General features: G+C 40.9%; 26 protein-coding genes and 1 CRISPR repeat array. Of the genes, 13 read left to right on the top strand and 13 right to left on the bottom strand.

The genetic code is table 11. The features are described from left to right. Positions 1-908: a CRISPR direct-repeat array (repeat unit 30 nt; unit sequence CTTTCAATTCTATTTTAGTCTTATTGTAAC). Between the two features lie 610 nt (positions 909-1,518). The 3 genes from PWP39_RS05945 to PWP39_RS05935 are packed head-to-tail and all read left to right on the top strand — an operon-like array spanning position 1,519 to position 3,728. After that, positions 1,519-2,370, top strand: coding sequence for a transcription initiation factor IIB (locus PWP39_RS05945; RefSeq protein WP_011011809.1), 852 nt, complete (start codon positions 1,519-1,521; stop codon positions 2,368-2,370). Positions 2,371-2,376: 6 nt separating this feature from the next. Then, on the top strand, positions 2,377-2,796 hold the full coding sequence (locus PWP39_RS05940) for a hypothetical protein (RefSeq protein WP_011011808.1): 420 nt from the start codon (positions 2,377-2,379) through the stop codon (positions 2,794-2,796). Positions 2,797-2,807: 11 nt separating this feature from the next. After that, positions 2,808-3,728, top strand: coding sequence for a type I restriction endonuclease (locus tag PWP39_RS05935; RefSeq protein WP_011011807.1), 921 nt, complete (start codon positions 2,808-2,810; stop codon positions 3,726-3,728). Positions 3,729-4,145: 417 nt separating this feature from the next. On the opposite strand, the gene PWP39_RS05930 is transcribed toward PWP39_RS05935, so the two are convergent. The 4 genes from PWP39_RS05930 to PWP39_RS05915 all read right to left on the bottom strand — a co-directional run bounded on the left by PWP39_RS05930 (position 4,146) and on the right by PWP39_RS05915 (position 5,462). Further along, on the bottom strand, positions 4,146-4,562 hold the full coding sequence (locus tag PWP39_RS05930; RefSeq protein ID WP_011011806.1) for a hypothetical protein: 417 nt from the start codon (positions 4,560-4,562) through the stop codon (positions 4,146-4,148). A 6-nt stretch (positions 4,563-4,568) separates the two neighbouring features. Further along, positions 4,569-4,709, bottom strand: a complete 141-nt coding sequence (locus PWP39_RS05925) for a hypothetical protein (RefSeq protein WP_014835201.1) — start codon at positions 4,707-4,709, stop codon at positions 4,569-4,571. 74 nt (positions 4,710-4,783) lie between these two features. Further along, positions 4,784-5,278 carry a hypothetical protein gene (locus tag PWP39_RS05920; protein WP_288073139.1) on the bottom strand — a complete coding sequence of 165 codons (495 nt, stop codon included), beginning with the start codon at positions 5,276-5,278 and terminating at the stop codon, positions 4,784-4,786. A 4-nt stretch (positions 5,279-5,282) separates the two neighbouring features. Continuing rightward, a complete protein-coding gene (locus PWP39_RS05915) occupies positions 5,283-5,462 on the bottom strand; it encodes a hypothetical protein (protein WP_288073137.1) in 180 nt (59 codons plus the stop codon). A gap of 206 nt (positions 5,463-5,668) precedes the next feature. On the opposite strand from PWP39_RS05915, the gene PWP39_RS05910 reads away from it, so the two are divergent. Then, positions 5,669-6,082: a secondary thiamine-phosphate synthase enzyme YjbQ gene (locus PWP39_RS05910; protein WP_011011802.1), complete on the top strand. Its 414-nt coding sequence runs from the start codon at positions 5,669-5,671 to the stop codon at positions 6,080-6,082. Here the strand turns inward: PWP39_RS05910 and PWP39_RS05905 are convergent. Further along, the gene (locus PWP39_RS05905; RefSeq protein WP_011011801.1) at positions 6,057-6,728 is read right to left on the bottom strand and encodes a M48 family metallopeptidase; all 672 of its coding nucleotides are present in this window, start codon (positions 6,726-6,728) and stop codon (positions 6,057-6,059) included. The two genes, PWP39_RS05910 and PWP39_RS05905, sit on opposite strands and share 26 nt — an antisense overlap. A gap of 53 nt (positions 6,729-6,781) precedes the next feature. Here PWP39_RS05905 and trm10 point away from each other — a divergent pair, with 53 nt between their 5' ends. The 3 genes from trm10 to arcC all read left to right on the top strand — a co-directional run bounded on the left by trm10 (position 6,782) and on the right by arcC (position 11,139). After that, positions 6,782-7,891: a tRNA (guanine(9)-/adenine(9)-N1)-methyltransferase gene (gene trm10, locus PWP39_RS05900; protein ID WP_288073134.1), complete on the top strand. Its 1,110-nt coding sequence runs from the start codon at positions 6,782-6,784 to the stop codon at positions 7,889-7,891. Positions 7,892-7,900: 9 nt separating this feature from the next. Continuing rightward, complete coding sequence (locus PWP39_RS05895; protein WP_011011799.1) at positions 7,901-10,063, top strand: ATP-dependent DNA helicase; 2,163 nt, start codon at positions 7,901-7,903, stop codon at positions 10,061-10,063. Between the two features lie 131 nt (positions 10,064-10,194). Continuing rightward, positions 10,195-11,139, top strand: a complete 945-nt coding sequence (gene arcC, locus PWP39_RS05890; RefSeq protein ID WP_011011798.1) for a carbamate kinase — start codon at positions 10,195-10,197, stop codon at positions 11,137-11,139. Here the strand turns inward: arcC and PWP39_RS05885 are convergent. Genes PWP39_RS05885 through PWP39_RS05860 form a run of 6 tightly spaced genes read right to left on the bottom strand, consistent with a single transcriptional unit; the run spans position 11,136 to position 15,289 of the window. Beyond that, a complete protein-coding gene (locus PWP39_RS05885; protein ID WP_011011797.1) occupies positions 11,136-11,387 on the bottom strand; it encodes a hypothetical protein in 252 nt (83 codons plus the stop codon). The two genes, arcC and PWP39_RS05885, sit on opposite strands and share 4 nt — an antisense overlap. A gap of 56 nt (positions 11,388-11,443) precedes the next feature. After that, positions 11,444-12,646, bottom strand: a complete 1,203-nt coding sequence (locus PWP39_RS05880; RefSeq protein ID WP_011011796.1) for a sodium ion-translocating decarboxylase subunit beta — start codon at positions 12,644-12,646, stop codon at positions 11,444-11,446. Positions 12,647-12,652: 6 nt separating this feature from the next. Then, positions 12,653-13,087: an acetyl-CoA carboxylase biotin carboxyl carrier protein subunit gene (locus tag PWP39_RS05875; protein WP_011011795.1), complete on the bottom strand. Its 435-nt coding sequence runs from the start codon at positions 13,085-13,087 to the stop codon at positions 12,653-12,655. Between the two features lie 2 nt (positions 13,088-13,089). Further along, a complete protein-coding gene (locus tag PWP39_RS05870) occupies positions 13,090-13,449 on the bottom strand; it encodes an OadG family protein (RefSeq protein WP_288073127.1) in 360 nt (119 codons plus the stop codon). Positions 13,450-13,459: 10 nt separating this feature from the next. Continuing rightward, the gene (gene mmdA, locus PWP39_RS05865) at positions 13,460-15,028 is read right to left on the bottom strand and encodes a methylmalonyl-CoA decarboxylase subunit alpha (RefSeq protein ID WP_011011793.1); all 1,569 of its coding nucleotides are present in this window, start codon (positions 15,026-15,028) and stop codon (positions 13,460-13,462) included. A gap of 57 nt (positions 15,029-15,085) precedes the next feature. Further along, positions 15,086-15,289, bottom strand: a complete 204-nt coding sequence (locus PWP39_RS05860; protein ID WP_011011792.1) for a hypothetical protein — start codon at positions 15,287-15,289, stop codon at positions 15,086-15,088. 71 nt (positions 15,290-15,360) lie between these two features. On the opposite strand from PWP39_RS05860, the gene PWP39_RS05855 reads away from it, so the two are divergent. Continuing rightward, positions 15,361-17,133, top strand: a complete 1,773-nt coding sequence (locus PWP39_RS05855) for a ribosome biogenesis/translation initiation ATPase RLI (RefSeq protein ID WP_011011791.1) — start codon at positions 15,361-15,363, stop codon at positions 17,131-17,133. Positions 17,134-17,341: 208 nt separating this feature from the next. On the opposite strand, the gene PWP39_RS05850 is transcribed toward PWP39_RS05855, so the two are convergent. Then, a complete protein-coding gene (locus tag PWP39_RS05850) occupies positions 17,342-18,274 on the bottom strand; it encodes a GNAT family N-acetyltransferase (protein ID WP_011011790.1) in 933 nt (310 codons plus the stop codon). Between the two features lie 90 nt (positions 18,275-18,364). Here PWP39_RS05850 and ridA point away from each other — a divergent pair, with 90 nt between their 5' ends. From ridA to PWP39_RS05830, 4 genes are all read left to right on the top strand, one after another. Next, entirely contained in the window at positions 18,365-18,745 is a 381-nt protein-coding gene (gene ridA, locus PWP39_RS05845) for a 2-iminobutanoate/2-iminopropanoate deaminase (RefSeq protein ID WP_011011789.1), read from the top strand. A gap of 167 nt (positions 18,746-18,912) precedes the next feature. Beyond that, positions 18,913-20,265 carry an adenylosuccinate lyase gene (gene purB / locus PWP39_RS05840; RefSeq protein WP_288073123.1) on the top strand — a complete coding sequence of 451 codons (1,353 nt, stop codon included), beginning with the start codon at positions 18,913-18,915 and terminating at the stop codon, positions 20,263-20,265. Positions 20,266-20,512: 247 nt separating this feature from the next. Then, a complete protein-coding gene (locus PWP39_RS05835) occupies positions 20,513-21,868 on the top strand; it encodes an RsmB/NOP family class I SAM-dependent RNA methyltransferase (protein WP_288073142.1) in 1,356 nt (451 codons plus the stop codon). Positions 21,869-21,985: 117 nt separating this feature from the next. Continuing rightward, positions 21,986-22,336: a hypothetical protein gene (locus tag PWP39_RS05830; RefSeq protein ID WP_288073121.1), complete on the top strand. Its 351-nt coding sequence runs from the start codon at positions 21,986-21,988 to the stop codon at positions 22,334-22,336. A gap of 319 nt (positions 22,337-22,655) precedes the next feature. On the opposite strand, the gene PWP39_RS05825 is transcribed toward PWP39_RS05830, so the two are convergent. Next, positions 22,656-22,883 (bottom strand): hypothetical protein, encoded by a 228-nt coding sequence (locus tag PWP39_RS05825; protein WP_288073119.1) that lies wholly within the window; start codon positions 22,881-22,883, stop codon positions 22,656-22,658. Here PWP39_RS05825 and PWP39_RS05820 point away from each other — a divergent pair. Beyond that, positions 22,882-23,628, top strand: a complete 747-nt coding sequence (locus tag PWP39_RS05820; RefSeq protein ID WP_288073117.1) for a DUF835 domain-containing protein — start codon at positions 22,882-22,884, stop codon at positions 23,626-23,628. The genes PWP39_RS05825 and PWP39_RS05820 overlap by 2 nt on opposite strands. Positions 23,629-23,933 lie beyond the last annotated feature (305 nt).

Below are 23,933 nucleotides of genomic sequence, written 5' to 3'. Positions count from 1 at the left end.
CTTTCAATTCTATTTTAGTCTTATTGTAACCATTCCACCACCTCCAGGCCTCCAAAATGAATCTTGCTTTCAATTCTATTTTAGTCTTATTGTAACGTGAAGGTGTTCATGCAAAAACCTACGACGACAATAACTTTCAATTCTATTTTAGTCTTATTGTAACTTCCACAACTTCTGCAGAGCCGACGCCTTGGTCTCTTGCTTTCAATTCTATTTTAGTCTTATTGTAACCAGTTAAGGCAAGAGGCAGCGATGCTTGGCTATACCACTTTCAATTCTATTTTAGTCTTATTGTAACTGGAAACGAACGGGGCGAACCTATGGCTCCCCTAAGACTTTCAATTCTATTTTAGTCTTATTGTAACCCGTTTGGATCCTTCAAATACAATTCCACGTTCACGGCCATCTTTCAATTCTATTTTAGTCTTATTGTAACCGGGAAATTTGGGCAGAGAAATGAGAGCTTTAAGACAATCTTTCAATTCTATTTTAGTCTTATTGTAACTTGCTTATTGTGTTGGTTAAATAATTGTAAATAGTCTCACTTTCAATTCTATTTTAGTCTTATTGTAACTCAACAAAATTAAAGAGCTACTAGACCAGCTACTCCCTTTCAATTCTATTTTAGTCTTATTGTAACAGTGGAGGAAGAGGCAGATCGGGAACCTAAAGGCAGTCTTTCAATTCTATTTTAGTCTTATTGTAACCCATTCAAGAACATTATACCAGATACACTAAAATCGACTTTCAATTCTATTTTAGTCTTATTGTAACAGAATGCTTGAGAACCTTAGAGGGCTTAAGGCCCTTACTTTCAATTCTATTTTAGTCTTATTGTAACCGTTGAACACAGGTTTAAGACAGTGGGTTCAGGTGAGCTTTCAATTCTATTTTAGTCTTATTGTAACAGGGGGCTTTTTCGCCCCAATACTCCTATGGAGTAATTATATCACTTGAATTTATAACCCTTACGGGGCATCCAACTTACCCCAGAACCCCTTATTTATAAACAAACCAACTCCCCTTAAGACTTTAAACCAAGAATACTCCCACAAGCACCCTGGGAATAAAACACTACTTTCACACCCTATCCCAGGAGAAGACTTAACTAGACTAACTGGGCGAATTCTTAACTCTTCACAAGAATCCAACAGGATCCCTCAAACTTTTTCCAAAAATTTGTCTTTATCATGGTATTCAAAAATTTTCGAAAAACTTTCGTCACAAGTAAATAGTAAAACTATAACACAAGGAAAATACTAACTTTGAGTTACTAAATTAAACCCTAATCGCCCAAAAACCTTTATTTCAAAAATAAAGCTCAAAGAAGACTAAAAATTCAAAAATAAGCCCAAATACCGTGTGCCGAAAAATCTTCACTCATAAGGTGCTCCATACCATCTTGCAATAATTTTTCATTGTAGGGAATACTAGCTATATTATGAAAAGAAATACTAGCATAACCCTCAAAAGGTCAGCACTTCTAATGATAGTTAATAGAGATAACGGGCTCAAAGAATGTCATCTACTGAGCCCGGAGGTGGTTGGTTGATATATCCTGTGAAATGCCCATATTGTAAGTCCCGTGATTTAGTTTATGATAGACAACATGGAGAAGTATTTTGCAAAAAATGTGGCTCTATCCTAGCAACAAACCTTGTCGATTCAGAGTTAAGTAGAAAGACCAAGACTAATGATATCCCAAGATACACTAAAAGAATTGGAGAGTTCACTAGAGAGAAAATTTACAGGCTTAGAAAGTGGCAGAAAAAGATCTCTTCCGAGAGAAACCTTGTCCTTGCTATGAGTGAGCTTAGAAGACTTAGTGGAATGTTAAAACTGCCAAAATATGTTGAAGAAGAAGCAGCATACCTTTACAGAGAAGCCGCTAAAAGAGGATTAACTAGAAGAATACCTATCGAAACAACTGTTGCGGCATGCATCTATGCGACTTGTAGGCTTTTTAAGGTTCCCAGGACTCTTAACGAGATTGCCAGCTATTCCAAGACCGAGAAGAAAGAGATTATGAAAGCCTTTAGAGTGATAGTTAGGAATCTCAACTTAACACCAAAGATGCTCTTGGCTAGGCCTACGGATTATGTAGATAAGTTTGCAGATGAGCTCGAATTAAGCGAAAGAGTCAGAAGAAGAACCGTTGATATTCTAAGGAGAGCTAATGAAGAAGGAATAACTAGTGGAAAAAATCCTCTTTCCCTTGTGGCTGCCGCTCTATACATAGCTTCTCTCCTTGAAGGTGAGAGAAGAAGCCAGAAGGAAATTGCTAGAGTAACTGGAGTTAGCGAGATGACCGTGAGAAACCGATACAAGGAATTGGTCATGAAACTTGGGTTAAAGAGCTTGTGGTGGTGATAAGAAGTGAGAGTTATTAAGATTCAAACAAAAGGGGATGTTAGGATTTCTTATGCTATTGAAACTATAAGAATAAATGAGTGGACTAAGGCTATTGCAGAAGTAATATTCGAGAAAGATGGCGTTCCAGAGTGGGAAATTGAAGCTGTAAGTAGAATGTCTTCCGACTATGTAGGTAGTTTGGGAAGTGAATTTGAGATACTAGATGTTTCCATTGATAGAAGAACAAACTCCTACAAGATTAAGGGTAAATACGAAGGTTTTTATCTCGCGGGCACTCCTATTGAAGCTATCGAGAAAGACATAGTTGAAAGCGTGCTTAGTCTAAGATTTGAGAGTTTAGATGTGTACGAGGTCAACATTGAGGATCCTTTTGAAGATTATGATCCCTCAGAATATTGGGAACTGATGGATTGGGAAGAGTGAGGGTGGTATTCATGGTTGAGCTTAGCAATGTAGTTGACCAAATTCTCAACCTTGCAGAGAGTGAACCTGTGTATCGTTTTAACGAGGAAGCTACAAAGCAACACTTAGTTCTCCCAATTTTGAGTGCGCTAGGTTGGAACATCTTTAGCCCCGAAGTAATGCCTGAAGAGCGTGTTCGTGGCCCTTATAGATACTACAGAGTGGACTATTCCTTAAGAGTTAATGGCAAGGTAAAGGCATACCTCGAAGTGAAGAGCCTTGGAGTTAATGTTTTTGAAGATAAGGGAGCACTCCATCAGTTAGTAATGTACTGCACTACGGACGGAGTTGGGGTTGGATTACTTACAAATGGTATTCAGTGGGTCGTGTTGAAGGCCTATGAGAAAGATAAAAGCATAGAGGAGCGAGTTATTCTCAAAATAGATTTGAGATTAAGGAAGGAAGTTGAACTAGAGAAGTTAAAGCTCTTGGCAAAAGAAATCTTTGAACGCGATGATTATATTACAATAATAGAAGAGAGGGCTAAGGAACTTATGAATAAAGAGCAAGAGAGAAGCGAAGTAGCAATTTTCACTGAGCATCCAGAAGAGGCAAAGCTTTTAGATGAGTTGACTCCAGAGGAGTTATCGGGTAGGCCAAAGAAACTTGAACTCTACATCTATTATAAAGGCCAATGGCACAAATTGCCAGTAGAGAGAAATGCTTGGTCCATGTCCTTGTTCACTGCTGTAAAGTTTTTGTATGAGCATGGCTTTCAAGACCTCTACATTCCAAGCTATGTGGAGACTACATACGTGAGAAATCCCGCGTCCACTGATGTAATTGGCTCCTGGTACGTTTACAGGCCAGAAAATGGTGGTAAAGCGGTATCAAAACTTAAGGAGTTAGAAAAGAAGACTGGAGTTAAAATTGCCATTAAAGTTGTGAAATGACTTTTCATTTTTCTCGGTCAATTTTAACTTTAATCAGCGTGTTTATGTAGATCAGGGCTATTGTGGTAAGGAAGAGCAAAACAACGCTTCCCGTGTAAGCTGAAACCAAGTACATAACATACAAACCAGCGATTGCAAAGAAGCCCGACTTTTCCCTGAAACATTTTTGGGATTATCTCTGCACCGCAAGTAAAAAACTACGAGGAGAATTATTACTGAAATTGTGGAGGGCGAAGTGAACTTTGGAATGCCCATTTCTCTAATTCCTCCAGGGGTTTTGTGTGAAAGTCCGTACAAGAAAAATAAGAATAGAATGAAGTAGTAGACGAGGAAAATGGGAAGACTATTCATGAACATCTCTTTCTCCTTGGGGATAACTTAAGCATATTCTTCCCCTTAGCCGTTAGTTGTTGCCCCTTAGTGATTCTTCTTTCTTCGTAGATCTTCCTTAGTTTTTATGAGTGTGTTGATGTAAATCAGAAAGAGAGTTACAATAAACAGTATGGAAGCCCTCCCCACATACATTACTACGAGGAGCATTATAAAGAATCCAAAAAGCATGAAAAGTGCCGCTCCCGGTGTGTTCCAGTTGGTATCTCCTTTTATCGTTAGATAGGCATCTGTAATCGCAAGCAATAAAAGAACCACCAATGTAGAGCGCCAAAAGTCGGGACTGACGTCTCCGCTCAAAATACTTTCTCTAATTTCCTCTGCTGATTTCTGAGTCAATCCAAACCAAAAAATCGTAAAAAGAAATAAGTAGTAGAACAAAAAACGAGGAAGGTTATCAAAAAATCTTTCCTCTTCGTCAGGACTGAGTTTGAATATTCTCATAGTTTATCACTCCCTTGGAAGCTGGATGTATTTATCTATTGGTACACTCCTCCACAGGCCACTTTCCTCAAACTTGTGTATTGCATATGAGATCGCAACTCCTGCTATATACTTAAGTCCAGGATATTTTACAACTTTTCCAGCCACATATGACGAAATCCTACTGATCGTATCCACAAGTCTTGCATTTCCATATGTGTGGGTGTAGATTATGTGGGCGCTTATTCCCCCGTCCCAAATACATCATCATGAATCCTATATACTACTTCCTTTTTAATACTGTCCCCTACTTTAAATATCATCCTATGTTCTACTGTTCCTGCATCTTGGTTAAGTGCCTGCACTTCATAGGCTAACTTTACGTCGTGGTTTCCTGGTATCATTCCCCACTTTAGTTCATAACCCCATGCATCCACACGATCGACCAGCACTTTATAGTAACTCTCTCCTTCTATTTTTTGACCTATCACATTAGTTATTGATATTTCATCCACATCACCCTGATCCCAGTAATCCTCCACTAAATCCCACGTCCAATAATAGTCTATAAACAGCGTTTTAGAAGCGGGATACACGATATACTCTATTTCAAGAGTCAAATCTCTTTCAGAAACCCAACTTTGTATTGAAATATCAGAATTAAACTTTTTAGGTTTGTTGAATTTTTGATACACTTTTTCTTCTCCCAACTTAACAAATCCATACTTTGATAGCAATCTGTTAGCCTCTTCTATTTTTCCATTTAGCTCTAAGTCTGGAATACTCCTCTATAATTCTCTTTTGCATTTCTATAGAGAGCACATTTTTGTGCTCATTTGGTACTTTGGCTGAACTTACTACCTCAATTGTCATGCCTAATACAAGAATACTCACTATAAAACCTAATATCTTTTTTTGCATAGTATCGCCTCTAATAATGTACTAGCGTTGGTATATTAAGCTTTTATGTTTATAAAATTTTCTATGTCAAATACTTAGGTTATTGCTATGAGTATTACAGAAAAAATAAGAATGATTTGGATAAGTTAACCTAAACAATATGAATGAGCTTGAATACCATTAAAGTTTTTGAACAAAAAGCAAAGTTTACATAGGGGGAGATGCTTATGAAAATCGTAAAAAAAGAGTTACACTTCTCCACGAAGGGCGAAATTGACCTAGTAGACATAACGAGAGAAGTTGAGCTCTTTGTAGCTGAGAGCGGAATATCTCAGGGGCAAGTGCTAATTTTTGTCCCAGGAGCTACGGGGGCCGTTATAGCAATAGAGCACGAAGAAGGGTTATTGGAGGACTTCAAGAGGTGGTTAAAGGAAATAGTTCCCAAGGAGAGGCCTTACCTCCACAACAGATTCGATGACAATGCTCACTCTCACATAAGGGCCACCCTTCTTGGTCCAAGCCTAGTGTTCCCTATAATTGACGGGGAAGTAATGAGAGGAACTTGGCAGCAGATATTCTTCGTTGAGCTTGATACTAGGCCCAGGAAGAGAAGGGTCATCCTTCAGGCCATTGGAGAATAGCTCTCCAGGTCTCGTTTGAGTGAACGATAAACCACCACTTCTTGAGTTCTCTTCTCTTTTTCTTGTAATCTGGATGATAACTTGCAACTAAACTCCAAAATCTCTTGCTGTGGTTTAGCTCAATTAAGTGGGCCAACTCGTGGATAACTAAATAGTGAAAAAGCTCCTCTGGAAGAGCGGCAGAAGAGAAGTTTAGGGTTATTGATTTCCTCCATGTTGCGCTCCCCCATTTAGTTCTCATAGCCTTTACGTAAATCCTCTTAGGAGAAATCCCAAAATCCTTAGCTATCTCTCGTGCCTTCCTCTTTATTTCTCTTTTAATCCAATTCCTCAAGAACTCTATTCCTGGGAAAGTTATCCTTAACTCCTCTCTGTTTATTTCGAATTTCTCTCCCATCTCAAGCGAGTAAAACTTGCCAAAGAGGGGAAATCCTTTCCTTGATAGTTCTTTAGCTTCCTCAACTATGGAAATCTTTGAGAGTATCCAATCTTTCTTCTTGATTAAAACCTCCCTAACTATCTGCTCTAAAGGTGTGACAACGAGAATTGTTCCATCTTCGAGAACCCTTAACGTTACATACTTTACAGGCTTTTCGACAACCCTATACCTAACCACTTTCCCATCAAGAATCATCTCATGTATCATCGGACAAACTGGAGATGGGAAGATTTAAAAAAGTTCCTTCGAGTTTGTGCCCGATGAAGAAGCCAGGGGATGTGCTAAGGGAAATCCTTCAAGAGAAGGGCATCAAATCTGTTGGAACGCTCTCAAGAAAGTGGCCTTCGGGTAGGGATATCTATCAGGAATTGGCCCTTCTCCTCTTGGAGGGAGATGGGGCCATAGTAGAGCTTAGGGAAGAAACAGCTGAATCCTGGGACTTAAATGGGAAAAAAGTTGGCCCATCTAAATATGCATACGTTAGGCCCTGCTTTGTGGAGAAATTCAAAGTTATCGTCGATGGGAGCGAGATAGCTAAGCGTCTTCCCGATTATCCATGGATAATCGTCGATCTGACGTTTTGGAACAGGCATATACCAAAGGAGAAAGATAAAGTTGCTTTGCAACTGAGAGAGACCTATGCAGTTGTGAGGAGAATGTACTATCCGAGAAGGTTCGCGATAACCTGGGTGAACGAGGAGTTTAAGAAAAAGAATAAGGTACCACTCGAAAAAGTTGTGAGCTATGAGGGTTCAACGGCAGATTTCTTAAGGGAGAAGGGAATAAACAGAGTAGTTCTCCTTGATCCAAACGCTGAGGAAGTCCTTAGCAGGGAAGATCTCCAGGAAAGGGCCTTTATAATTGGTGGGATTGTTGACATGAAGGGTGACAAGAAGGGAACAACGGCAAAGATTGGCGAAGTCTTAGAGAAGGAAGGAATAGATGTTCTAAGGAGGAAGATAGTGCTAAGAGGGGATATAGTCGGAGTTCCCGACAGGATAAATCACATTGCCGAAATTCTTCTTAGAATGTTATATGGGGAGGACATGGAAAAGGCAATTTTAGCGGTTCAAGCTCCAACTCATGCTAGATGGAGATTGAGGAAGGAGATTCCAAAGAGGAAGATAAGGTATCTAATAGATGGGAAGTTATATCTCGTGGTTGAGAAAGAACTTTACGATGAGCTCAAGCAGTGGTTGAACATAAGGTGGGAGGACTTTGTAAAGGTTCTCAGAGAGACTGGAATGGTGGCCCTTGAAAGAAGAAGAATTCACCACTTGAACAAGATCTCCGTCTTCAGGTTCGACAAGAGCGGAGGTAAGAGAGTTATTCTCCTTAAGAGAGCCGCTTTACTTTGCTACGACTGCTGAGGGAGACGTATGAGGGTTGATGAGCTGAGAGTTGATGAGAGGATAAAGAGTACTTTGAAGGAGAGAGGTATCGAATCCTTTTACCCTCCCCAAGCCGAGGCCTTAAAGAGCGGGATATTGGAAGGTAAGAATGCATTAATTTCAATTCCAACGGCCAGCGGAAAAACACTAATTGCTGAGATTGCCATGGTTCATAGGATTTTGACCCAGGGAGGAAAGGCTGTATACATAGTCCCGCTGAAGGCCTTGGCTGAAGAAAAGTTTCAGGAGTTCCAGGATTGGGAGAAGATTGGGTTAAGAGTAGCGATGGCCACTGGGGATTACGACTCAAAGGATGAGTGGTTGGGGAAATACGACATAATCATTGCGACGGCTGAGAAGTTTGATTCCCTTTTAAGGCATGGCTCAAGTTGGATTAAGGATGTGAAGATTTTAGTTGCTGACGAGATTCATTTGATTGGTTCAAGAGACAGAGGAGCTACGCTTGAAGTTATCCTAGCTCATATGCTCGGAAAGGCCCAAATAATTGGACTCTCTGCAACGATAGGAAATCCAGAGGAGCTTGCGGAGTGGTTAAATGCCGAGCTAATAGTCAGTGACTGGAGGCCCGTTAAGCTTAGAAGGGGAGTTTTTTACCAAGGCTTTGTTACCTGGGAAGATGGAAGTATAGACAGGTTTTCCTCCTGGGAAGAGTTAGTTTACGATGCAATTAGGAAGAAGAAAGGAGCGCTAATTTTTGTAAACATGAGAAGGAAGGCTGAGAGAGTAGCTTTGGAGCTTTCTAAAAAAGTTAAGTCTCTCCTCACGAAACCTGAGATTAGAGCTTTAAATGAATTGGCTGATTCCCTCGAGGAAAATCCCACAAATGAAAAGCTAGCTAAGGCCATTAGGGGTGGAGTTGCGTTCCACCACGCTGGTCTTGGGAGAGATGAGAGGGTTCTCGTGGAGGAGAACTTTAGAAAGGGTATAATAAAGGCCGTAGTTGCCACCCCAACACTTTCGGCGGGAATTAACACTCCAGCGTTTAGGGTGATTATAAGGGATATTTGGAGGTACTCTGACTTTGGAATGGAGAGAATTCCGATAATCGAGGTTCACCAAATGCTTGGGAGAGCTGGAAGGCCGAAGTATGATGAGGTTGGGGAGGGAATAATAGTTTCTACAAGCGATGATCCGAGAGAGGTAATGAATCACTACATATTTGGAAAGCCTGAAAAACTGTTCTCCCAGCTCTCCAACGAGAGTAATTTGAGAAGTCAAGTTTTGGCCCTAATAGCGACCTTTGGCTATTCAACTGTGGAGGAGATTTTGAAGTTCATCTCAAACACATTCTATGCTTATCAAAGGAAGGACACATACTCTTTAGAGGAGAAGATAAGGAACATACTCTACTTCCTCCTAGAGAATGAGTTCATAGAGATATCCTTAGAGGATAAAATAAGGCCGCTTTCCCTGGGAATTAGGACTGCAAAGCTTTATATCGATCCCTATACGGCCAAGATGTTCAAGGATAAAATGGAGGAAGTTGTTAAAGATCCAAATCCTATAGGAATATTTCACTTAATCTCCCTAACTCCGGATATAACCCCCTTCAACTACTCAAAGAGAGAATTTGAAAGGCTCGAAGAGGAATACTACGAATTCAAGGATAGGTTATACTTTGACGATCCCTACATTTCGGGTTACGACCCCTACCTAGAGAGGAAGTTCTTCAGAGCTTTCAAAACTGCACTAGTGCTTCTGGCATGGATAAATGAAGTCCCTGAGGGAGAAATAGTTGAAAAGTACTCGGTGGAACCTGGGGACATCTATAGGATAGTTGAGACGGCTGAGTGGCTGGTGTACTCTCTAAAGGAAATTGCAAAAGTTCTTGGAGCTTATGAGATCGTTGATTATCTTGAAACATTGAGGGTTAGGGTCAAGTATGGGATTAGGGAGGAATTGATTCCCCTAATGCAACTCCCGTTGGTTGGAAGAAGGAGAGCTAGAGCTCTTTACAATAGCGGATTTAGAAGTATAGAGGATATATCTCAAGCGAGGCCAGAAGAGCTTTTGAAAATCGAGGGGATAGGGGTCAAGACCGTTGAGGCTATCTTCAAGTTTCTTGGTAAGAATGTGAAAATTTCGGAGAAACCTAGAAAAAGTACCCTTGATTACTTTCTCAAATCTTGATACATGAAAAGTAAAATTTTTACATTTAGCAACTTCCATTTCTCAGAAACCGCAGTTTTTTCATAAAAAAGTATTTTATGGCTAACAAAGGCTTTTATGGAGAAAAATCCAAACTTTTCTCGGTGGTTTTAATGGGTAAGAGGGTAGTGATTGCACTTGGAGGTAACGCTCTTCAGCAGCGAGGTCAAAAGGGAAGTTATGAGGAGATGATGGATAACGTTCGCAAGACCGCTAGGCAAATTGCCGAAATTATAGCGAGAGGGTATGAAGTTGTTATCACTCATGGAAATGGTCCTCAAGTTGGAAGTCTTCTCCTTCATATGGATGCTGGGCAGGCAACTTATGGAATTCCCGCCCAACCAATGGATGTGGCTGGTGCAATGAGTCAGGGATGGATTGGTTATATGATTCAGCAGGCTTTGAAGAACGAGCTGAGGAAGAGGGGCATGGAAAAGAAAGTTGTTACAATAATTACCCAAACAATTGTTGATAAGAATGATCCAGCATTCCAAAACCCCACAAAGCCAGTGGGGCCATTTTACGATGAAGAGACTGCAAAAAGGTTAGCCAGAGAAAAGGGATGGATAGTTAAAGAGGATTCTGGTAGAGGTTGGAGAAGAGTAGTTCCTTCTCCAGATCCCAAAGGGCACGTTGAGGCAGAGACGATTAAAAAGTTAGTGGAAAGGGGAGTTATAGTTATTGCAAGTGGTGGAGGAGGAGTTCCTGTAATACTTGAAGACGGGGAAATAAAGGGTGTTGAGGCCGTCATCGACAAGGATCTGGCAGGAGAAAAGCTTGCTGAGGAAGTAAATGCTGACATATTCATGATTCTTACAGATGTTAACGGCGCTGCATTATACTATGGAACGGAAAAGGAGCAGTGGTTAAGGGAAGTTAAGGTCGAAGAGCTTAGGAAGTACTATGAAGAGGGCCACTTTAAGGCGGGAAGCATGGGGCCAAAGGTTCTAGCGGCTATAAGGTTCATCGAGTGGGGTGGAGAGAGGGCCATAATAGCTCACCTAGAAAAGGCAGTTGAGGCTCTCGAAGGGAAGACTGGTACTCAAGTTCTCCCTTAAGGTCTTTTTCCAAATTTATCATCATAAAAGTACCTACCCAAAGCCTCTCCATAGGCTTGATAGTACTTTCTTCTAAAAAACGACGTGATTAGGATTAGCAGTATTAGTACTCCCGCCACCTCCCAGTTTTCCCTGAGGAACTTTAGAAGACCCAGGAACGGGAATGCTAACACTACTATAACAATTATCACGAGAAGTAACCCCAATATCTTATATCCGTACTTCTCCATGAATAGGGCAAAGTCCATATCTCATCCCAAAAAGTTACTAACAAAAAAGATAAATAAAAAATTTATGATAGGGATTAGCCAAGTGCTGATAAGAATACTCCAGCGACTACGGCCGTTCCTATGACACCCGCAACATTGGGTCCCATAGCGTGCATGAGTATGAAGTTTCCTGGATCTTCTTCACTTGCAAGCCTTTGAACTACTCTGGCACTCATTGGAACTGCTGAAACTCCTGCAGCTCCAATCATTGGGTTAATCTTTCCTCCAGAGATCTTCATCATTATCTTGCCAAACAATACTCCACCTGCCGTTGCGGAAGCAAAGGCAACCACACCCAAGGCAAGTATCATCAGCGTCTTGGGAGTTAAGAAGCTCTCGGCCCTCATTGTTGATCCAATTCCCAGGCCAAGGAATATGGTTACGATGTTCATTAATTCTTCCTGGGCAGCTTTGCTAAGCCTTTGTACAACCCCACTTTCCCTAAAGAGATTGCCAATCATAAGCATTCCAATGAGTGGTGCAGCTGAGGGGACGAGGAGTCCGATAACTATCATGCTTGCAATTGGGAAGAGTATCTTCTCCCTCTTAGATACTGGCCTTAGTTGCTCCATTCTAATTCTCCTCTCCTCTGGTGTTGTTAGAGCCTTGATAACTGGTGGCTGGATTAGCGGAACTAGGCTCATGTAACTGTAAGCCGCTACAGCAGTTGCTGAGAGAATGTGAGGTGCCAATTTTGTCGTTAGATAAATGGTTGTAGGTCCGTCTGCACCACCAATGATCCCAATGCTCGCAGCTTCCTTTAGGTTAAATCCTAGGGCCAGGGCAACCAGCATTGCGACGAATACCCCTATTTGGGCTGCAGCACCAAGCAGTGCTGTCTTTGGATCTGCTATCATTGGACCAAAGTCAGTCATGGCCCCAAGGCCGAAGAATATTAAGAGAGGTACTACTTCAGTCTTTATGAGGAGGTAGTAGATGAGGTCAAATAGACCAGGGGGCCCATATTGTTGACTTAAGTAGCTTATTGTTGCGAATATGTTTTCCTGAATCTCAGGGGGGAGCTGGGGAGCTAGAGGCCAGTTAGCCATGTGGGAGAGAGGGAGATTAACTAAAACTGCACTGATGCCGATGGGGAGCAAGAGCAGAGGTTCCATCTCGTACCTTATTGCCAGGTACACTAGAGTTAATCCAACTATGATCATCACTACATTTCCCACTGTTAAATTAAGAAGTCCCATGTGGTTGAAGAAGTCAACTACTGCCTGTTCAAGTCCCATTCTCCCTCACCCTAACTCAATTAATGGCTGTCCAGTATCAACTGTGTCTCCTTCTTTGACGTAAATCTTCTTCACAACGCCATCCTTAGGCGATGGAATTTCGTTCTCCATCTTCATTGCTTCCAGAATTAGTAATCCTTGACCTATTGTTACCCTTTGCCCTTCGCTTACAAGTATCTTCAGTATTTTTCCAGGCATTGGAGCTGTAACCACGTTATCCCCGACTTGTGGTGAAGCTGGTGTTGAAGTTGGCATTGGGGCAGGGGCTGGAGCTGGGGTTGGAGTGGGAACTTGTGGAACTGGAGCTGGGGTAGAGATTCCCAGGTCTTTGGCTTCCACTTCGTAAGTTTCTCCTTCCAGAGTAACCTTGAACTTTCCAGGCATTATTTCCTCTACTTCAACCTCGTATTCCTCTCCATTTATAACGATCTTGACCTTCATCCTCACCACTTCCCTATCTCATAGTTGAAGTTTTCAACTTCTTCCATTTGGGTGATGAGACCAGATAACCACCAATTTGGAGAAGGTTTTCTCTTGATTGGGACTTCTTTTGGTTGCTTTCCCCTCAAATAGGCCAAAATCGCAGCAGTTATTATTGCAATCTTCTTTTCATCAAGTTTTTTCTCAACTTTAACTGGTTCAACTTTTTTCTCCCTAACTTCTTCTTTCTTTTTCTCCTTTTCTACCAACTTCCTCTCAGTTCTCCCTATTAAGTCCATGACAATTGCTAGGATTGCAAGGACTGAAAAGACAACTACTATTCCTAAAATTGTAATATAGAGGCCCTCAAGGAGTTGGCTCATTTTGGGCACCTCACAGTGGAATGTTTCCATGCTTCTTTGGAGGAAGCTTAACCCTCTTGTTCTCCAAAGCTTCTAAAGCCATAACTATCTTTGCTCTTGTCTCAGCTGGATCTATTACGTCGTCAATGTAACCTCTTGCCGCAGCTACGTATGGGTTTGCAAACTTCTCCCTGTACTCCTTGATCTTTTGCTGTCTTACCTCCTCTGGGTTCTCGGCAGCAGCTATTTCTTTTCTGAATATTATGTTTGCAGCACCTTCAGGCCCCATAACAGCTATCTCAGCTGTAGGCCATGCAAAGACGAAGTCTGCTCCCAGGTGCTTGCTTCCCATTGCAAGGTAAGCTCCTCCATAAGCTTTTCTTAGGATAACAGTGACCATTGGGACTGTCGCCTCAGCGTAAGCATAGAGAACCTTTGCCCCGTGCCTAATTATTCCCCTACTCTCCTGGTCAACCCCTGGGAGATATCCTGGGACGTCAACTAAGGTGACTATCGGTATGTTGAACGCATCACAGAACCTCACGAATCTCGCTATCTTATCAGAACTGTCAATGTCAAGAACTCCAGCTAAGTGGATTGGATTGTTTGCCACAATTCCAACGGGCTGTCCATTAATCCTTCCAAACCCAATCACAGCATTTGGAGCAAAGTATGGCTGTAGCTCCAGGAAGTCGGGGTTTCCGTTTTCGTCCCTATCAACTATTGCATAAATTACTTGCCTAACGTCGTAACCCTTGTTTGGATCATCTGGAACTATATCATACAATTCTGGGGTTCTTCTGAAGGGCTCATCCTTGGGCTTTATCTTTGGAGGCTTCTCCATGTTGTTGGAGGGGAGGTAGCTTAAGAGCTTCTTTATAAGCATAATAACTTCCTCATCGCTCTTCCCTATCAAGTGAGCCTGTCCGCTCTTCTGGGCATGAACCATTGCACCACCAAGCTGAACTGGAGATACCTCCACTCCCGTAACGGCCTTAACTACCTGGGGTCCGGTGATGAACATGAACGTTGATGGATTATCGACCATCAGTATGAAGTCTCCAATTGCTGGACTGTAGACGGCACCCCCTGCACATGGGCCCATAATTGCCGTAATTTGAGGCACTACACCGCTGAGAATTGTGTTCATCTTGAATATCTCTCCATACCCCTTAAGTGAATCAACGCCCTCCTGTATTCTAGCTCCACCAGAATCGTTTAGCCCTATAACTGGAGCTCCAGCCTCCAAAGCCAGCTCCATTATCCTCTTTATCTTCATTGCATGCATTTCCCCAAGAGAACCTCCCATTACCGTGAAGTCCTGGGCATAGACAAAGACAAGCCTTCCATCAATTGTTCCGTAACCCGTTATTACTCCATCTGCTGGGAGTTCTCTCTTGTCCATCCCAAACTCCGTGGCCCTGTGCTTAACGAACATGCCTATTTCCACGAAGCTTCCTGGGTCTAGGAGAAGCTCGATTCTTTCTCTAGCTGTAAGCTTTCCTTTATCATGTTGCTTCTTTATTGCCTCTTCCCCACCCATTTGCATTATCTTTTTCTTCCTCTCGTAAAGATCTTTGACCTTCTCTTCCATGCTCATCCTCCTACCCCCTACCAGGCTGGTTGATATTTGTAAAGTTTTAACTTAAAAGGATTTTTATGAAGATGAAATACCTTCTTCTCCAACAAATATCAGCAAAATTCCTCCAACAATCAGAGTAAAGGCCAGCAAGAGGTTGATGTAGTAGGCCTGCCCCCCTATTATAAATCTCATTATGTAGGGAGGGTGTAAAAGAACTATCAATACTCCTATTCCAATTAGAAGCAGTGGCAGAGAATACCTGAGTCTTTCCTTTTTCATGTCATCACCTAATCCAATATTCTGGGTACCATTTATAAACCGTATCTCTCACGGTTAGTTGGGGAGGGGAGATGAGGATTGCGGTCATCGATTACGACAAATGTAATCCAGACAAGTGTGGGCACTTTCTCTGTGAGAGGGTCTGTCCAGTGAATAGAATGGGAGGAGAGGCAATAATTATTGACGAAGAAAACTACAAGCCCATAATCCAAGAGGCAAGCTGTACTGGATGTGGAATCTGCGTCCACAAGTGTCCTTTCAAGGCCATAAGCATAGTTAACCTACCAGAGCAGCTCGAAGAGGACTGTGTGCATAGGTATGGTGTTAACGCCTTCGTCCTCTATAGACTTCCCGTAGTTAAGGAAGGCATGGTCGTGGGTATAGTGGGGCCTAACGGTACTGGAAAGTCTACGGCAGTAAAGATACTTGCTGGACAACTGATTCCAAACCTTTGTGGGGACAATGACAGCTGGGATGGTGTTATAAGAGCATTTAGAGGAAATGAACTCCAAAATTACTTTGAAAAGCTTAAGAACGGAGAGATAAGGCCAGTTGTTAAGCCACAATACGTGGACTTGATTCCAAAGGCCGTAAAAGGGAAGGTCATAGAGCTGTTAAAGAAGGCCGATGAAACTGGTAAGTTGGAGGAAGTAGTTAAGGCCCTCGAATTGGAAAATGTGCTTGATAGGGAAATCCAACACCTCTCTGGTGGAGAGCTTCAAAGGGTTGCAATAGCCGCAGCTCTGCTGAGAAATGCAACGTTCTATTTCTTTGACGAGCCCTCAAGCTACTTAGACATAAGGCAGAGATTGAATGCTGCTAGAGCAATAAGAAGGCTTAGTGAAGAAGGAAAATCCGTTTTAGTTGTAGAGCACGATTTGGCAGTTCTCGACTATCTTAGCGATATAATCCATGTAGTTTACGGTGAGCCTGGAGTGTATGGAATATTCTCTCAGCCAAAGGGAACCAGAAATGGGATTAACGAATTTCTCAGGGGTTATTTAAAGGATGAGAACGTTAGATTTAGGCCCTATGAGATCAAGTTCACGAAGACTGGAGAGAGGGTAGAGATAGAGAGGGAAACCCTGGTCACTTATCCCAGGTTAGTGAAGGATTACGGTAGCTTTAGGTTGGAGGTCGAGCCTGGAGAGATAAAGAAGGGGGAGGTAATTGGAATAGTTGGACCAAACGGAATAGGAAAGACAACATTCGTTAAAATGCTTGCAGGAGTTGAGGAGCCTACGGAAGGAAAGATAGAGTGGGACCTTACAGTAGCTTATAAACCCCAGTACATTAAGGCCGATTATGAAGGAACTGTTTATGAGCTGTTGAGCAAGATTGATGCTTCTAAGCTAAACAGCAATTTCTACAAGACTGAACTCTTGAAGCCCCTGGGAATAATTGACTTATATGACAGAGAGGTAAACGAGCTCTCGGGTGGAGAGCTTCAGAGAGTTGCAATAGCAGCTACACTCCTTAGAGATGCCGATATTTACCTGCTCGATGAGCCATCAGCTTACCTAGATGTTGAGCAGAGATTGGCAGTTTCAAGGGCGATAAGGCACTTGATGGAGAAGAACGAGAAGACGGCTTTAGTTGTAGAGCACGACGTTTTGATGATTGATTATGTTAGTGACAGACTTATGGTATTTGAGGGAGAGCCTGGAAAGTATGGAAGGGCTTTACCCCCAATGGGAATGAGAGAGGGAATGAACAGGTTCCTAGCTTCAATTGGAATAACCTTCAGAAGAGATCCAGATACTGGAAGACCCAGGGCGAACAAGGAGGGTAGCGTTAAGGATAGGGAGCAGAAAGAGAAAGGTGAATACTACTATATTGCCTAATCCTAGTTTTTACCTTATTTAATAAATTATTATCAAGCCTTTTAACAGTCTGAAACATGGTTAGCTAACTGCGATATGTCGTCATAATGTTTGTTGGCTTTTGTTTTCTAGAATTTTTAAATGGTTTCAGAGGAGAGGATTGTATGGAGATCATAATGACAACAACTGGCCAGAGAAGTAGTGGTGAAAAGAGATACAATGAATCATCTTACTTTTTCATCAGGAGGACCTCGTGTTCTAAAACCTTGTGAGGATACTTATTCACGATTTCTTGGTACACATTTTCATCTATTAGCAAATGTAGTGTGGTAATCCCCTTTTTCTTAGCGATTCCAAATATTTCATTTAGCACTTGGTTTATACTTGCTATATCCTCAACCCATAGGAATAATTCAGCTGCACTTTTATTATTCCAAAGACCCTTGATTATGTAACATGCATTTAATTCTGGTATACAACCCTCGATACTTGTTCTATTCTTCTCTATGGCATAGCGCCATCTACTTTTTATCCATGCAGCAAAGGATGAAAATATCCTAGGTGTTACAAATATCATGTCTTTGATAATATCATAATTATTAGGAAACGAAGTAGTTGAGTATTGTTCTTGAACCTTAGTACGGATTTCATTGAGGTTTATTTCTACATGAACAATCCTGTATGCGATCTCGGATATGCCACATTTTCTATAGAATCCAACAGCTTCTTTAACCGGCCATACAGCCACAGTATCGCATTTATGCTCTTTAGCTATTTCGACTGCCTTGTTCACAAGTGCTTTACCAACACCTCTTCTTCTATAATCTTTGTGTACTTCCAAAACATCGATATATCCACATTTACCGAGGAGACCCCCCTCCTCACCTATGTAGAGCTCTAGCTCTCCGACTATTTTACCATTGAGCTCAGCTACTAAGGGGTACTGATTGTTGATTAAGATGTTGTTTATATTTATAGCGCAAGTTTCAATACTCATCCAAGGGCCTCCATGACTCCATCGCTCAGCTATAGTAAGGTCATCATATCTAGCTTCAACTCTCTTACCATTGATGTATTTGACCCATTTGCTAACTGAAGAACAATGAACCTCAACAATGCCTTTAACATCATCAAGAGATGCGAGACGTACCCTAACTGACATGTGCCTAAATAAAGTACTGTGTCTTTATAAGCTTAATGCATTTCTAAACATTTATTATGTCTTCTCCCCTATTATCTCGTGGTGATCCCTATGAAAGAGGTAATTTTTGCTGAAAATGCTCCAAAACCAATAGGCCCTTATAGCCAGGCAATTAAGGCCGGAAACTTCCTCTTTATCGCAGGCCAAATCCCAATAGATCCAAAAACTGGAGAAATCGTAAAAGGAGACATAAAGGCTCAGACAAGGCAAGTTTTAGAGAACATAAAAGCAATTTTAGAGGCAGCTGGTTACTCTCTTACCGATGTCGTTAAGGTTACAGTATATCTAAAAGATATGAACGACTTTGCAAAGATGAACGAGGTTTATGCAGAATATTTTGGAGAATCTAAGCCTGCTAGAGCTGCAGTAGAGGTTTCAAGACTGCCAAAAGATGTTCTCATTGAAATTGAGGCGATAGCATATAAGGAGTAGGCTCAGGAAGCCGTCCACTCCTCACCAATCAGGTGCGGAAGGCATCATCATCGCCTTACCTCCCTTAGATTCCTTATGTTTTTAATCTAATCTTGTATCTTTTTAACATTCTTACGTCAAATAATAACATTTATATTTCAAAATTTTATCACAAAGGTGGTGATTGGATGGCGATTCACCCAATTGATTATCGCTATGGTAGCGAGGAGATGAAGAGGATATGGGATGAGGAGAATAAGTTGCAAAAGCTACTTGACGTGGAGGCCGCACTTGCTAGGGCTCATGCTAAGGTAGGAAATATCCCAGAGGAAAGTGCAAGGGTGATTTCAGAGAGGGCCAACACCAAGTGGGTAAAGCTTGAGAGGGTTAAAGAGATAGAGGCCGAGATTCATCACGACATAATGGCCGTGGTTAAGGCCTTAAGCGAAGTTTGCGGTGAGCATGGGAAGTACGTTCACCTGGGAGCGACTTCCAACGACATCATCGATACTGCAAACGCCCTTCTAATAAAGGAAAGCCTTGAGATCGTGGAGAGAGACCTAAAGGAACTCAGGTCAATATTGAAAAAGTTAGCTAAGGAGCATATAGATACAGTTTGCATTGGAAGAACTCATGGACAGCATGCAATCCCAACAACATACGGAATGAAATTTGCCTTGTGGTTGGACGAGATTCAGAGGCACATCGAGAGGTTGTACCAATTAAAGGAGAGAGTTTTAGTTGGAAAGATGAGAGGAGCTGTGGGAACTGCAGCCTCATTTGGAGAAAAGGCCTTTGAAATAGAGAGGCTAGTTATGGAAGACTTGGGATTAAAGCCGGCAAGAATAACAAATCAAATAATCCAGAGAGATGTTTATGCCGAGCTTATGTTCTTCTTGGCATTGGTAGCTTCAACTTTGGACAAGATGGGATTGGAGATAAGAAACCTCCAAAGAACGGAAATTCTTGAAGTTAGTGAGCCCTTTGGAAAGAAGCAGGTTGGTTCTTCCACAATGCCACACAAGAGGAATCCAATAAGGACTGAGAAAGTCTGCGGGTTGGCTAGGGTTCTTTACTCAAACGTCATTCCATCACTCCTAAACAATCCTCTGTGGCATGAGAGAGATTTAACGAACTCTTCGGTCGAGAGAGTAATTCTCCCAGAAAGCTTTGTATTACTTGATGAAATGCTAAAAACTATGAAAAAGGTTCTTTCGGGATTGGAATTCTTCCCTGAGAACATAAGGAGAAACCTACACCTAACGAATAACTTGATAATGGCTGAGCCACTAATGCTTAAGCTTGCAGAGAAAGGAATGGGGAGACAAGAAGCACATGAGCTAGTTAGACAGATCTCTATGAAGGCATTTAAGGAGGGAAGAGATCTCTTAGATGTAGCAAAAGAAAATGAAGAGATTAGAAAATATCTAGCAGAGGAAGACTTTGAGTCTTTAAAGCCAGAAAACTACATAGGAAAGGCTAAAGAAATAGTAGAGAACGTTATATCCTACGTTGAGGAAATGGAGGCCAAAGGTCTTTAATTATTTTTTTGGATCTTTGAGTGATACTTCATCTCCTTACTTTTTATTATCTTTATTTTTTATGAAACTTATTAAATTAAAAGTTACCAATCATTCAAATACTAAAAATTACTAAAACAAGTAATTTGATCTTTAAAATAATAAAATTTAATTTTTAGGAAGATTCAACAAAGTAAAAAATTGGAAATTTTTACGCAAGTCATTAGTATAGATGAATTTAAAAATAGTAAAAAGGAGTTAAATTATGATGGAAGCCGAGAAAGAAAGGAAACTATCAATACCTCCCAGGGGAATAAGAGCAATAATAGAAGCAGTTAGACTTGGAGAAGTTATAAAACCAAGCCAATACGCTAAAAGAGAAGCTTTTAAGAAGCACGAGATCAAAGAAGCTTGGTTAAACAGAACTTTAACTATGATATTCTATGACATTATGAAAAAGCAGGGGTTAATCGATAAGGCCATAAAGGATGTTGTTGGTGTAACTCCCCTGATCTTGGATCCCTGGTTAAGGGCCGCCCTTCGTGTGGCTTTTGATGTAATTCTTTTCCACGATCCAAATCAAAACACACTGAAAAACCTAAAATGGAAGGCTTCAGACTTCATTTCATCTAAAACCCATCCTTACGTTGGAATGTATTATTGGGACATTTTTGATAAAATATTGGAATACAAGCCAAATCCTAAAACTGAACTCGAGAAACTAGAGTGGGAATACTTAGCTCCAGCTTGGCTCATAGAAAGGGTTAGGAAGTTGCTTGGAGAAGAAACTAAGGCATTCTTTGAGGCAGTAAATAGGAAGCATGAGTGGATAAGCATAAGGGTGAATACCCTAAAAACCACCCCGGAGGAGGTAATAAAAAAGTTTGAGGAAGAAGGTGTTAAAGTAGTGCAGAGCAAAAGGATTCCAGTTGTGTTAAAGATAATGGGGCCATATGACTTTGATTCTAGTGATTTGTTCAGAAAAGGGAAGATAATAGTTCAGGAAGAAGCTTCAGCAGTAGCTTCCGTTATCCTAAACCCACAGCCCGGTGAAGTCGTCGTTGATCTAGCAGCAGCCCCAGGAGGAAAGACTACACATATGGCAGAACTTATGAAAAACGAAGGGAAGATATTTGCCTTCGATATAGACAAGACTAGAATGAAAAGGCTAAAAGACTTCGTTTCAAGAATGGGCATAAAAATAGTGAAGCCCATAGTTAAAGATGCCAGAAAGGCTCCAGAAATTTTGGGTGAAGAAGTTGCTGACAGGGTTATGCTTGACGCCCCCTGTACTTCTTCTGGGACTATAGGGAAGAACCCCGAACTTAGGTGGAGATTAAGAGAGCAGAAAATCGAAGAAATGGCCCAACTCCAGAGGGAACTTTTAGAGAGTGCTGCCAAGCTTGTAAAACCTGGGGGTAGGTTATTATACACAACCTGCAGCATCTTTATTGAGGAAAATGAGAACAATGTCTCTTGGTTCTTGGAGACACACAAAGAGTTTAAGCTTGTAGAACTCTTTGGCCCCTACGATCCAGGATTCCTTAGGGGGAGCATGAGAGCATGGCCTCACCGCCATGAAACAATAGGCTTTTTCTATGCATTATTTGAAAAATTGACATAATAAATTTGTCTCCTTTAAATATACGTTCAAATTTATTATGATTTGTTGTAATATTGAGTATTTTACATTTAGAAAAAGGTTTAAAGTTTTACATTTCAGTAAAAGTGGTGTTCGCTAATGATGGAGATATTGTCGTTTATGTTCCTCACAGGTGGAGGACTTGTAATGTTCTTTATAGCAGCGTTTTCAGAAACCTGGATCCAGAGAATACTAGCATTAATAGGGGGAATACTCTACGCAATCCTTGGCTTTATAGTTGCAGAATCGGTGTCAATAGATGTTAGGAGGGAAAAGAAAACCAGCGATAAGAGAATTATATTGCTACTAACACTACTTGCATTCGTTATCAACTACTACGCTCTGAGCTCATACCTTAAGAACTACTTTGCTCCACTACTTTTAGTTGGGCCTGGGCTGATTGTAGGATTAAAGGCAAGTGTAGGAAGGAGAAAAAGAAAATCTAAGTGATCTTTCGATTTTTATCTTTCATTCAATGTTGACGATTATACCACTGAAGACTTCCCGTTCTACTTTCCATTTATATCTTCCGAGACTCATCTCAAAAGGATTTTTTATTTTTCTTTAGAAAGCTATAGAATGGATATGCGAGCATAGAACTCTGGATTTTCGATCCGCATAAAGAATTGTACCGTCTAGCTCGAAACTCTTATTAAATCCCTAACATATTGTTATATAAGGGGAAACACATGGTGCATACTTCGTGGATAAGTTTTGCAAGCCTAGTCACAATAAGAGCGATGGCAGCACTCTTATTCCTATATGCTTATTATATAAGTAACCGAAGATCCGCCCTACTAATTTCGCTTTCTTGGATTACGTCAATTCCAACGACAACGTTTGGCTTTGTAGATATGAAAGTAGAGAATGTCTTTATTGGAATGTCATTTGCTCTCTGGTACCTGGGAATCTTTTCTATTATGAAAGAAGAGACAACGATTTCTCCTCCCAAGGACCTTATCTTAATACCCTCAATTGTTTTGGTTCTCTTTTCCATGGCTCAGAGTATCTTTGGAGAGTATTTTCTAGAAGATGCCTATTGTTTGGGGGGATTATTAGGAATAGTCTCGGGGAGTGTTGGGAGGCACGTACTCTCAATGCATTATCACAAGGATGGAAAAATGTTTGGTACCATAGTTTTAATTAGTGGCTTGCTTTCTATGTGCTATCCACCTATTTACAAAATTATTCCTAAAGTTCATGAAATGCTCATTGGAGCTCAAATTGTTGCGTTGGCATTGGCAACTGGAGCGGCTTATTTCTACTATAGGGTGATTTTTAGCCCCCGCTTCTTGAGCGAATATAATATAGGCAGCACAAAGATTTCTAAAGTTCCAGGTGTTCAAATTGTTTCTCCAGAGGATTTTGAAAACATTAGAAGGGAACTAGAAAATCTGCCAGTCCTTGCATTTTTGCGAAGCTTAAAGCCAGCTGATAATTGGCATTTCTTTACATTTACTACAGCCCAAGTACAGAACGGAATTCAACCAACAGATCTTTACAAGGTTCCTGAGATCGTTCGTAGGTATGTCTTAGAAACAAGCGATAAAGGAATTCAGAGTGTAGTGGTGATAGAGGGAGTGGAATACTTGAAGATATACAATGAATTTTCGGCTATAGCGAAGATGCTAGGAGCAGTTAGAGATTACATTATTTTCCACCAAGGGGTTCTTATAGTGGTAGTTGATAAAATGACCCTCGATGAGAGGGAATATGCTCTCTTGAGAAGGGTTTTAGGGTAAAGGAAACCCCTTTGGCGACTTCCATGGACTTCGGAATTTGGTTAAATAACACTTTTACTCTGAGTTTTGAGAAAAATTATTTGTAGAAGTTTTCTTTTTAAATCTAGCAACATAAAAATTGAAATCCTAAATGTAACAGTAAAAATTCTTTATTTTTTCCTATTTTTTGTTTTGCTAAAATACTATGAAAAGTATTAACAAAGATGTATTTTATACTACTTTTCCTCGTATTTAATTTTGTGCTTAGATAGGCCGGCTTATCTTTCAATTTTTCCTATTACGATATAAGGTGGTATACACGGAAA

The sequence above is a fragment of the Pyrococcus sp. genome, from assembly GCF_030153625.1.
GTDB classification, from domain to species: domain Archaea; phylum Methanobacteriota_B; class Thermococci; order Thermococcales; family Thermococcaceae; genus Pyrococcus; species Pyrococcus furiosus.
The sequence above is the reverse complement of the archived record's forward strand: the minus strand, read 5'-3'. Positions and strand labels throughout refer to the sequence as shown.